At 75.2% G+C, this 10,046-nt stretch carries 9 protein-coding genes and 1 pseudogene; 6 read left to right on the forward strand and 4 right to left on the reverse strand.

Annotation, left to right across the window (positions count from 1 at the left end):
- A partial coding sequence (locus ACFQ11_RS35650; RefSeq protein ID WP_378306991.1) for a hypothetical protein occupies positions 1–252 on the forward strand: 252 nt, incomplete at its 5' end.
- 38 nt (positions 253–290) lie between these two features.
- Here the strand turns inward: ACFQ11_RS35650 and ACFQ11_RS35655 are convergent.
- Both ACFQ11_RS35655 and ACFQ11_RS35660 read right to left on the reverse strand, forming a co-directional pair.
- Positions 291–950, reverse strand: coding sequence for a response regulator (locus ACFQ11_RS35655; RefSeq protein WP_378306993.1), 660 nt, complete (start codon positions 948–950; stop codon positions 291–293).
- Entirely contained in the window at positions 947–2,158 is a 1,212-nt protein-coding gene (locus tag ACFQ11_RS35660) for a sensor histidine kinase (protein WP_378306995.1), read from the reverse strand. Before ACFQ11_RS35660 ends, ACFQ11_RS35655 begins: the two co-directional genes overlap by 4 nt.
- Before the next feature lie 353 nt (positions 2,159–2,511).
- Between ACFQ11_RS35660 and ACFQ11_RS35665 the strand changes: the two genes are divergently transcribed.
- The 5 genes from ACFQ11_RS35665 to ACFQ11_RS35685 all read left to right on the forward strand — a co-directional run bounded on the left by ACFQ11_RS35665 (position 2,512) and on the right by ACFQ11_RS35685 (position 7,992).
- Positions 2,512–2,949, forward strand: a complete 438-nt coding sequence (locus ACFQ11_RS35665) for a cupin (RefSeq protein WP_378306997.1) — start codon at positions 2,512–2,514, stop codon at positions 2,947–2,949.
- A complete protein-coding gene (locus ACFQ11_RS35670; RefSeq protein ID WP_378306999.1) occupies positions 2,946–4,745 on the forward strand; it encodes an ABC transporter ATP-binding protein in 1,800 nt (599 codons plus the stop codon). The genes ACFQ11_RS35665 and ACFQ11_RS35670 overlap by 4 nt, the downstream gene beginning before the upstream one ends.
- Positions 4,742–6,457, forward strand: a complete 1,716-nt coding sequence (locus ACFQ11_RS35675) for an ABC transporter ATP-binding protein (protein ID WP_378307001.1) — start codon at positions 4,742–4,744, stop codon at positions 6,455–6,457. The genes ACFQ11_RS35670 and ACFQ11_RS35675 overlap by 4 nt, the downstream gene beginning before the upstream one ends.
- A 151-nt stretch (positions 6,458–6,608) precedes the next feature.
- Positions 6,609–7,139 carry a hypothetical protein gene (locus ACFQ11_RS35680; protein WP_378307003.1) on the forward strand — a complete coding sequence of 177 codons (531 nt, stop codon included), beginning with the start codon at positions 6,609–6,611 and terminating at the stop codon, positions 7,137–7,139.
- Positions 7,140–7,506: 367 nt separating this feature from the next.
- Positions 7,507–7,992: a DUF1062 domain-containing protein gene (locus tag ACFQ11_RS35685; RefSeq protein WP_378307005.1), complete on the forward strand. Its 486-nt coding sequence runs from the start codon at positions 7,507–7,509 to the stop codon at positions 7,990–7,992.
- A 197-nt stretch (positions 7,993–8,189) separates the two neighbouring features.
- On the opposite strand, the gene ACFQ11_RS35690 is transcribed toward ACFQ11_RS35685, so the two are convergent.
- Positions 8,190–8,921, reverse strand: a complete 732-nt coding sequence (locus ACFQ11_RS35690) for an alpha/beta hydrolase (protein WP_378307007.1) — start codon at positions 8,919–8,921, stop codon at positions 8,190–8,192.
- Between the two features lie 456 nt (positions 8,922–9,377).
- Positions 9,378–10,046: pseudogene (locus tag ACFQ11_RS35695) on the reverse strand (hypothetical protein); the annotation flags it as partial.

A 10,046-nucleotide genomic window follows, 5' to 3' on the forward strand; every position in this document is an offset into this window, starting at 1 on the left:
CCCGGCGCCCCCGGCGACGGCGCCGGTGACGGTGCCGGCGGCGGCGGTGGCGGTGGCGGACGGGCCCGCGAGCACACGCCCGGGCACCCCCGCGGCGACCGCCCGCCGCGCGGCGACCGGCCCCGCGCCCGCAAGCCGCCCGGGTCCGGCCGGACACCCGACTGGATCGAGCGCGAGTGCCGCCGCCGCTACCCGGGCGACGCCACCCGCCGCGCAGCCTGCGTCGACGTCCTGCGGCACCGTCTCGGCTGAAAGGCCGCCCGACCCCGCGCCCGCGGGCCGGGCGGGCGTCAGCCGCGCCGCGGGGCGACGAGACCGGACTCGTAGGCGAACACCACGAGCTGCGCGCGGTCCCTGGCTCCCAGCTTGGTCATCGCCCTGCTGACGTGCGTCTTCGCGGTCGTCGGGCTGATCACCATGTGGGCGGCGATCTCGTCGTTGGACAGGCCCCGGGCCACCAGCGCCGTCACCTCGCGCTCCCGGTTGGTCAGCGCGCCGAGCACCTCCGGCGCCGGCCCCGGGCGGCGGGCCACGTACTCCCCGATCAGCCGGCGGGTGATCGACGGGGACAGCAGCGCGTCGCCGCGTGCCGCGACCCGGACCCCCTGCAGCAGGTCGGCGGGCTCGGTGTCCTTGACCAGGAAACCGCAGGCACCGGCGCGCAGCGCGTCGAAGACGTACTCGTCGAGCCCGTAGTTGGTGAGGATCACCACGTGGACGCCGCTCAGCCGCTCGTCCGCCGCGATCAGCCGCGTCGCCTCGATCCCGTCCATCACCGGCATCTGGACGTCGACGAGCGCGACGTCGGGACGGTGCTCGCGGGCCAGCGCGACGCCCCGCTCGCCGTCGGCGGCCTCGGCCACCACCTCGATGTCGTCCTCGATCTCCAGCAGGGCCCGGAACCCGCCGCGGATGAGCGCCTGGTCGTCCACGAGCAGCACGCGGATCACGACGCCGCCCCGAGGGGAAGCTCGGCGCGCACGGTGAAACCGCCCTCGGGGCGGGGCTCGGCCCGCAGCCTGCCGCCGAGCGCCACGACGCGCTCGCGCATGCCCAGCAGCCCCGTGCCCGGCACGGGCGGCGCGTCCGGGTCGGCCTCGCCGTCGTCGTCGACCTGCACGACCAGCTCCTCGTCCCCGTAGTCGATGCGCACCGCCGCGGCCGCACCGCCGGCGTGCCTGGCGACGTTGGTGAGGGCCTCCTGCACGATCCGGTACGCGGCCCGGTCCACCTCGGCCGGCAGCTCCCGCCGCCCGCCGGAGATCGTCACCGTGGCGGTCAGCCCGGCCGAGCCGGCCCGCTGCACCAGGTCGCCGAGCCGGCCGAGGCCGCTGGCCGCCGCCTCACCGGCGCCGCCCTCCCCGACGCCCTCCCCGACGTCCTGCCCGCCGTCCTGCCCCGGCGCGGGCTCCCCCGAGGCGGGGCGCCCGGCGTCGCGCAGCACCTCCAGGGTGGCGCGCAGCTCCCGCATCGCGTCGCCGCTCGCCTCCTGGATCGCCAGCAGCGCCGGGGGCGCCTCCTCGCCGCGCCGGCGCGCCAGGTGGACCGCCACCCCCGCCTGCACCTTGATGACCGAGATGCTGTGGGTGAGGGAATCGTGCAGCTCCCGCGCGATGCGCAGCCGCTCCTCGCCCGCGCGGCGCCGGGCCGCCTCCTCGCGGGTGCGCTCGGCCTCGGCCGCCCGCCGCTCGGCCTCCTCCAGGTACGCCTGCCGGTGCCGGGTCACCGTCGCCGCCACCCCGGACGCCACGAACCAGCCGACCAGCAGCGTCGTGTCCTGGAAGTTCTCTGCGGCACCGTCGGCGCCGGACATGTTCACCGCCAGCCCCGCGCCCAGGAACACCACGGCCGTCACCGCCGCGATCACCGGACGGCCGGCCCTGACCGTCGCGAACACCGCCACCATCACCGGATAGGCGGCCGCCGGTCCCGGCCGGAGGTGCGCCGCGAGCACCAGCATGAACGCCGTCCCGGCGAACAGCGCCACCAGGGGCGCCCGCCGCCACGCGACCAGCGCGAGGGACCCGCCGAGGACGGCCGCGAGATCCAGCGCGCCCGCCCGCGGCTCGGCGAACACGAAGACCGACAGCAGCACGGCCATCGCCGCGGCGAGCAGCCCGTCCTGCGCGAGCGGCCCCACCCGGTCCAGAAACCTCATTGTGCGTACATTAGAAGCTTTTCCGGCGCCGAGTCTCCGCTGGACGGAGGAACGGCCACTACTCCCGGCGAAGTAGCCGGCCCGGCCCTGCTCCCCCGGTGCCACCCGCAGGACACTCCCCGGACAGGACGACCGCGGCCCGTGCCGAACAGCACGCTGTCCGGCATGAACGCGATCAGAGCGGAGGACGTGCGGCGGCCGGCCGTCCCGCCGGCCGCCCGGCCCGCCGCCGCATCCAGAGCGGACCGGCATCCAGAGCGGACCGGCGGCCGCGGCGGCCCGCCCCCCGCCCGGAACCGGCCGGGCGCCCAGCCCCGCCCTGCTCGCCCCCACGGCACGAAGGAAGTCTCGCCATGACGCTCACCCCGATCGACCTCTTCGCGTCCCCGATCCACCTCCGCGACGGCGGCACGATCCACGCCGCGCGAAGAACGGCGGACCCCGGCCGGGACGGCTGGCGCCTCACGGCCCTCCACGCCAGGACCGGCGCCGACGTCCGCGCCGACCACTGGGAGGCCCACCCCGAAGCCGAGGAGATCGTGTCCTGCCTCATCGGGAAGATCCGCCTCTACCTGCGCCCGGAACGGCCCGGGCAGCGGGAGGAGGAGATCCGGCTGACCGCCGGGACCGCCGCCATCGTCCCCCGCGGACGATGGCACCGCATCGAACTGGACACCCCCAGCACCATCATGGCCGTCACCCTGCCGAACGGCAGCCGCCTGGAGAGGCGGACCGGCGGCGAGGCCCCCGCCCCGGCCGTCACGAGCACCGCGGAGGCGGGAGACCGATGAACGCCGCGGACCCCGCCCTCACCCGGCGGCGCGCCGCGCCGCCGGACGCCGCACCGGCGCTGCTGCGCCCGCACCTGCCGGGCTTCGCCGCCGTCGTGATCCTGCAGGTGATCGGCGCCCTCGCCGGCCTGGCCCCGCTGCTGGCGGTCGCCGAACTCGGCCGCGCCCTGCTGGCGCCCGAACCGATCGACGACGGGCACGTCCGGACCGTCGTGATCGCGGGAGCCGCCGGCCTGCTCGCCCGGCTGCTGTTCACCGCCGCGTCGTCCGGGCTCGCGCACCTCGTCGACGACCGGGTGCAGCTGTCGTTCCGCCGGCTGCTGGCCGCACGGCTGGGCCGCGTGCCGATCGGCCGGCTCACCCGGCGCCGCACCGGCGAGCTCGCGAAGGTCGTCGGCGACGACGTGAGCGCCGTCCACCCGTTCATCGCCCACACCCCCGGCGAACTGGTCTCCGCGTTCGTCGTGCCGCTGGTGTCGCTGGCCTACCTGTTCACCGTCGACTGGCGCCTCACCCTCGTCAGCCTCATCCCGGTGGCGCTCGCGCTCGCGCTGGTCCCGCTGATGATGACCCCCGGCCGGCTGCGCGACCAGAAGGCCTTCGACGCCGCCATGGGGCGGATCGCGAACTCGGCCGTCGAGTTCGTCCAGGGCATCGCGGTCGTCAAGGCGTTCGGCGGCTCCGAGCGCGCCCACCGCAGGTTCCGCGCCGCCACCGACGACTTCGCCGACGTCTTCGTGCGCCTGGTGCGCGGCCTGGCCGGGATCGGCGCGGCGATGCAGGTCTTCGTGTCGCCGCCGTTCGTGCTGCTGGTCGTGCTGACCGGCGGCGCCGTCCTCGTCACCGGCGGGTCCATGGCCGCCGCCGACCTGCTGCCCTTCCTGCTGCTGGGCCTCGGGCTGACCGCCCCCGTCGCCGCCCTCGGCCACGGCTTCGACGACATGCAGGCCGCCCACCGCGCCGTCGGCCGGATCCGCGACGTGCTCGCCGAGGAGCCGCTGCCCGAACCCGCGAACGCGGCCGCCCCGGCCGGCCACCGGGTCGAACTGCGCGGCGTCCGGTTCGGCTACGAACCCGGGCACGAGGTGCTGCGCGGAATCGACCTGACGCTCGAGCCCGGCACCGTCACCGCGCTCGTCGGCCCCTCGAACAGCGGGAAGTCCACGCTCGTCCAGCTGCTGCCGCGGTTCTTCGACCCCACGCACGGATCGGTCGTCCTCGGCGGCGCCGACCTGCGCGACCTCGACGCCCGCGAGCTGTACCGGACGGTGTCGTTCGTCTTCCAGGACGTCCGGCTGCTGCGCGCGTCCGTCGCCGAGAACATCGCGCTGGCCGTCCCGCACGCCGACCGCGACGCCGTCGCCCGCGCCGCCCGGCTGGCCAACATCCACGACCGCGTCCTGGAACTGCCCCGCGGATACGACACGGTGCTCGGCGAGGAGGCCGGGCTGTCGGGCGGCGAGGCGCAGCGCGTCGCGCTCGCCCGCGCGCTCCTCGCCGACGCCCCCGTCCTGGTGCTCGACGAGGCGACCGCCTTCGCCGACCCGCACACCGAGCACGCCGTGCGCCGCGCCCTGGCGACGCTGAAGGGCGACCGCACCGTCCTGGTCATCGCGCACCGCCTGGAGACGATCGCCGACGCCGACACCGTCGTGATGCTCGAGGAGGGGACGATCGCCGAGCGCGGCGCCCCCGCCGAACTGCTGGCCCGCGACGGGAAGTTCGCCGCGTTCTGGCGTTCCCAGCGCACCGACGACACGACCCCCGAGGACGCCCCGCGAGGAGAACCGCGATGATCCGAACGCTGCTGCGCGTGCTGGGACACGAATACGCCCGGCCGGTGCGCCGCACCATGGCCCTGATGACGGCCGCCGCGGTCGCCGAAGGCCTGTCCTACGCGCTGCTGGTGCCCGTGCTGCGGGCACTGCTGGGCGGCACGCCCGAGGACGCCCGCCCGTGGCTGGCCGCGTTCGGCGCCGCCGTCGCCGGCTACGCGGTCCTGCGCTACATCGCCGACCTGTCGGGCTTCCGCGTCGGCACCACCCTGCTGCGCGGCGTCTACCACCGGCTCGGCGACCACCTGGCGCGGCTGCCCATCGGCTGGTACGGCGCGGGCCGCGTCGGCGAGGTGTCGGTCATGGCCGGCCACGGCGTCCTGCAGGCGATGAGCGCCATCGCCCACCTGCTCGCACCGTTCGTCAACGCCTGCGTCACCCCCCTGACGATCGTCGCGGTGATGCTCGCGTTCGACTGGCGCATGGGGCTGGCCGCACTGGCCGCCGTCCCGATCGTGGCGGCGATCCAGATCAGGACGGGACGTTCGATGGACGCCGCCGACGCCGAGCGGCACGCCCGCGGCCGCGAGGCGAGCGCGCGGGTCGTCGAGTACGTCCAGGCGCAGCCGGTGCTGCGCGCCGGCGGCCGGAGCGCCGAACGGTTCCGGCTGCTCGACGACGCGCTGCGCGACGTCCGGCGCGCGTCCCGCCGCACGGTGCTGACGGCGCTGCCCGGCATGGTGGGCCTGACGCTCGTCGTGCAGGCGATCTTCACGGTCCTGCTGGCCCTGGGCGCCTACCTCGCGCTCGGCGGGCGCATCGGGGCGGCGGAACTCCTGACGGTCCTCGTGCTGGCCGCCCGCTGCGCCGACCCCCTCCTGGCGCTGACCGACATCGGCGGCCAGGTCCGCGGCGCGCGCTCCGAGCTCGCCCGCCTCGACGCGGTCCTGCGCACCCGCCCCCTCCCGGAGGCCACCCGTCCCGTCCGGCCGGAGCACCACGGCCTGGAGTTCGACTCCGTCGTGTTCCGGCGCGGCGACCGCACGGTGCTCGACGGCCTCGACCTGTCCGTCCCCGAGGGACGCCGGCTCGCGATCGTCGGCCCGTCCGGCGCCGGCAAGAGCACGCTGCTGCAGCTCATCGCCCGGTTCTACGACGTCGACGGCGGCGCGGTGCGCGTGGGCGGCGCGGACGTGCGCGCCATCGGCACCGAGGACCTGATGGCGCGGATCGCGATCGTCTTCCAGGACGTCTACCTGTTCGACGACACGATCGAGGAGAACATCAGGCTCGGCCGCCCCGACGCCGACCCGGCCGAGGTGCGGGCGGCGGCGGCCGCCGCGGGCCTCGACGAGGTCATCGAGCGGCTCCCCGCCGGCTGGGCCACCGGCGTCGGCGAGGGCGGCGCGCTGCTGTCGGGCGGCGAACGCCAGCGCGTCTCGATCGCGCGGGCCCTGCTGAAGGACGCGCCCATCGTCCTGCTGGACGAGGTGACCTCCGCCCTCGACCCGGTGAACGAGGCCGCCGTCCACGACGGCATCGAGCGGCTGATGGCGGGCCGGACGGTGGTGATGGTCGCGCACCGCCTGCGGACGGTCCGCCGCGCCGACCGCATCGCCTTCCTCGACGGCGGCCGCATCGTGGAAGAGGGCACCCACGAAGAGCTGCTCCGCCGCGGCGGCCGCTACGCCGACTACTGGAACCTCTCCATGGCGCCGGCGAACCCCGTGTGAAGCCCGCGGCCCCGGGCGAGGCGATCAACGAGTCCGGGGCCCGCGGGGCCGGTCACCTGAACCCCGCCCGGTGCCTCCTGGGCACGAACGGCCGATGAATCCCGGGCGCGCGGACGGTCGGACCGGTCGAGCAGATATCGAAGGAGGCAACGTGACGACGTCCGCCCAGTTGCGCAAGACCGCGCTGTCCCTGCCGGAGACCGCTGAGGAACGCACGAGCACCGGCACGACCGCGTTCACGGTCGGCGGCAGGCGCTTCGCCTCAACGGCCGGAAACGAGGTGCACCTGCACCTCCCCCGGGCCGAGGCACAACAGTTCCTCACCGCATACCCGGGGGCACGGCAGAGCGCCGCCGGCGTCGGTGTCCCGCTCGATGACGTCGACGGGCAGCGCCTCAATCACTGGGTCCGGCGCGCCTGGCTCTCGCAAGCCCCCGAACGGCTCGCCGCACAGGCCGCCGCCGCCGATACCGCGACGGCCGGTGACGTCGGCGACCTGCCCAAGGCCATCGGACGCCCCGCCACACGGGCCCTCACCGCCGCCGGCGTCACCACGCTCGCCCAGGTCGCCGAACTGACCGAGGGCGAACTACGCGCGATGCACGGAGTCGGCCCGAAGGCCGTGGGGGTCCTCCGCGCAACCCTCGCCGCCGACGGGCGCTCGTTCAAGGAGGCGCCATAACCGGAGGCGCCATAGCCAACGGCCGCGCACCCGAGCACGTCGCGTCTCGGGGAACTCGCTTGGCGGAAAACCCTTTGAGGGTTCCCCCGCGTTCCCGTACGTTGCGTGCGGCCCCGTCGCAGTGAGGACAGAGGAAAACCGCGTGACCCCGCCTGCTCTCTAGACCTGACACCTTCTTGCGCTCACCTTCAAGCCGACCTTCCCGTCGGCTCCGCCGGGCTGCCCGTGTGCGCCCGGCCGTACAGCGTCTGAGGCCGCGCGCGATCGGCCTCGTGTCAGGTCAAGAGAGCTCATGTCTTCACAACCTCATACCGTGCCGCCCTGGGTCGTCCGCCGGACCAGGCCGCCCCTCCTGTCGTTGCGGTGCGTGGACTGCGGATCGGGGTCGGCCACCACCGGCGAGGGCAGGTTCCGCGTCAACGCCAACGGCAAGCTGCTGGACGTGTGGCTGCTGGCCCGCTGCGTGTCCTGCGATCGGACGAGCAAGCTCACCGTGCACGAGCGAGTTCCGGTGACGTCCTTGGATCCGGCCGGGCTCCACCGCTACCGCGTCAACGATCCGGACCTGGTGGCGTCCACGCTGCTGGATCAGCGGATCGCCCGTCGCAACCGCTTCACCCTGGACTGGGAGGGCGCCTGGCGGCTGGACACCGCGCCTGCGGAACCCGACGACGCGTGGCCGGTCCGGGTGGAGGTCCTCTTCGAGGATCCGGTGCCGGTGCGCCCGGACCGGCTCGTCGCGCACGGGCTCGGCCTCAGCAGGAACGAGGTGCGGCGCCGCGTCAAGTCCGACGTTCCGCTACGCCGCCCGACGAGAGCGGGCTTCGCCTTCACCGTGATGGCCAAGGCTTAGCCGGGGGCTCGGGCGCGCCGACCGTGATCGTCCGGCGCGCCCGGGCTGCAGCCGGGTCCCCGCCCAGGCCACCAGACCACCGCGTGGCTACTGGGGCCGGGCCTCTCCGACATCGCCGAAAGGAGCAGCGGCCCCGTCGGCGTGGACAAGGAGGTCCCGTCCGAGAAGGCACCGCCGCGCGCGGTGTGCTCCCGGGCTCATTGCAGGTGCCGGGCGAAGAACCGGGCGGCGGCGTCGAGCTCGAACCGCGGGACGCCGGTGTGCCCGCCCAGATTGGCGTGCAGGGTCTTCTCCTTGGACCCGAAGGCGTCGAACAGTTCCAGGGCCGCCTGCCGGTCGTTCCCTTCGTCGTCCCACTGCAACAGGACCTGCAGCGGAATCGTGATCCGCCGGGCCTCCTCGAACAGGGCGCCGGGCACGAAGCTCCCGGCGAAGAAAGCGGCGGCAGAGATCCGCGGATCGGCCACCGCGAGCCCGATGCCGATGGCGATCACTCCCCCCTCGTACCCGACTGGCCCGCCGATCCCGGGCAGCGCCAGGAGGGCGTCCAGGGCGGCCCGCCATTCCGGCACCGCCTTCTCGACCAGCGGGAGGACGAGCCGGTCGACGATCTCGCCGACCGGCTCGCCGGTCCCGAGAGCCCGGCCCAGGTCGGCGCGGGCCTGCTCGGCGGCGGCCGAACGGGGCCGGTCACCGCTCCAGGGAAGTTCGATGGTGGCCGCGGCGAAGCCGTACTCCGCCGCGTAGTACCGGGCCCGCGCCGCCACCCGGGGGCGCAACATGTGCAGCCCGCCGGGGTGTCCGACCAGGATCAGCGGCACCGGCGCGGATGTGGATCCGGGCGTCCACAGGACACCGGGAATGTCCCCGAGGGTGAATTCGCGTTCGAGGACGCCGTCGTCGAGACGCAGTTCAGAAATGAATCGCACGGTCGTGCCTTCCGGGAGTGCTCTTGAACGGCGCTCCCGGACGACCTATCGCCCGACCGTGACCCCGGAGGGGAGCACCCATGTCGATACGTTCACGGGTACCACCTCCTTGTTCTCTGGCACGGCCTCCGGGAAATTACCAGGGGATGCCGTGGCCCCGCCAACGGTTTTGCGGCCCCTGCCCCCGACCGGCGTGAGCGACTCCGCCGACTCGTCCGCCGATTCGCTCGCCGGCACCGCTCGGGCGAACCGGGATGCGCGGGTGTCGGAGACGTGCCGGTGGGCGATCGCGCCGTGCCCGCCGTACTGGATCGAGGTCCCGGCCAGCGAGTATCCGAACCCGACCACGCACCCGCGGCGTCGTCGTGCCAGGCGCTGCTCCGGTACGTTGCCGTGGGGCCACCTCGATTGGGCAGCGGCCCCTTGGCTCTCTCGCAGCTTCCCGGGTGAGGGCCTTCACGCCTTGCCGGCGGGTTCCGGAGCCTCACCGGGGCCGTCCTCACGATCCTCCCGGTCGGCCGGGGCGGGTTCGCGCCGGCGCATCGCGGCTTCGGCGCGTGCGGCGCGTTCGCGTTGCTCGGCGGCGTCGGCGCGAGCGGCCGCAAGGTCGGTTTCGAGCCGGTCGCAGAGGGCCTGGCGGGCGGCCAGGGCGGTCTGAGCGGCGGCCGCCCGCCCGGCGGCCTCATCGGCGGCGGCCTGGAGGTCCTGCCCGCGACGCTCCAGGGCATCGGCTCGGGCGGCGGCCTCGCGCCCGTGCCCTATCGCGTCGTCGCGTGCCCGCTCGGCGGCCTCCGCCCGGGTCTGCTGGGCATGGGTCTCGCCCTGTGCGGTGACCAGGGCCTCCCGGGCGCCCGCCAGGGCGGCGGCACTGTGCGTCAGGTCGGCCTGGAGTGCATGCAGGCGATCGGCCTGGGCGCGGGCGGCCGCCTCGAACCGGGCGCGTTCCCGGTCGTGGGCGTCGCGGGCGTCGCGAAGTTCGGCGGCCTTGGCGTCGCGGGCGGCCTCGGCCGCGGCCTGCGCGGCGCGGGCGGCGACGAGCGCCACCCGATGCGCCGCGATCGCCTCGGCGGTGTCGACGCGGACCCGCTCCAGAGCGGCGCGGTCGCGGGCGGCGTCCTGCTCGGC

The sequence above is a fragment of the Actinomadura sediminis genome, from assembly GCF_042675525.1.
GTDB classification, from domain to species: domain Bacteria; phylum Actinomycetota; class Actinomycetes; order Streptosporangiales; family Streptosporangiaceae; genus Spirillospora; species Spirillospora sediminis.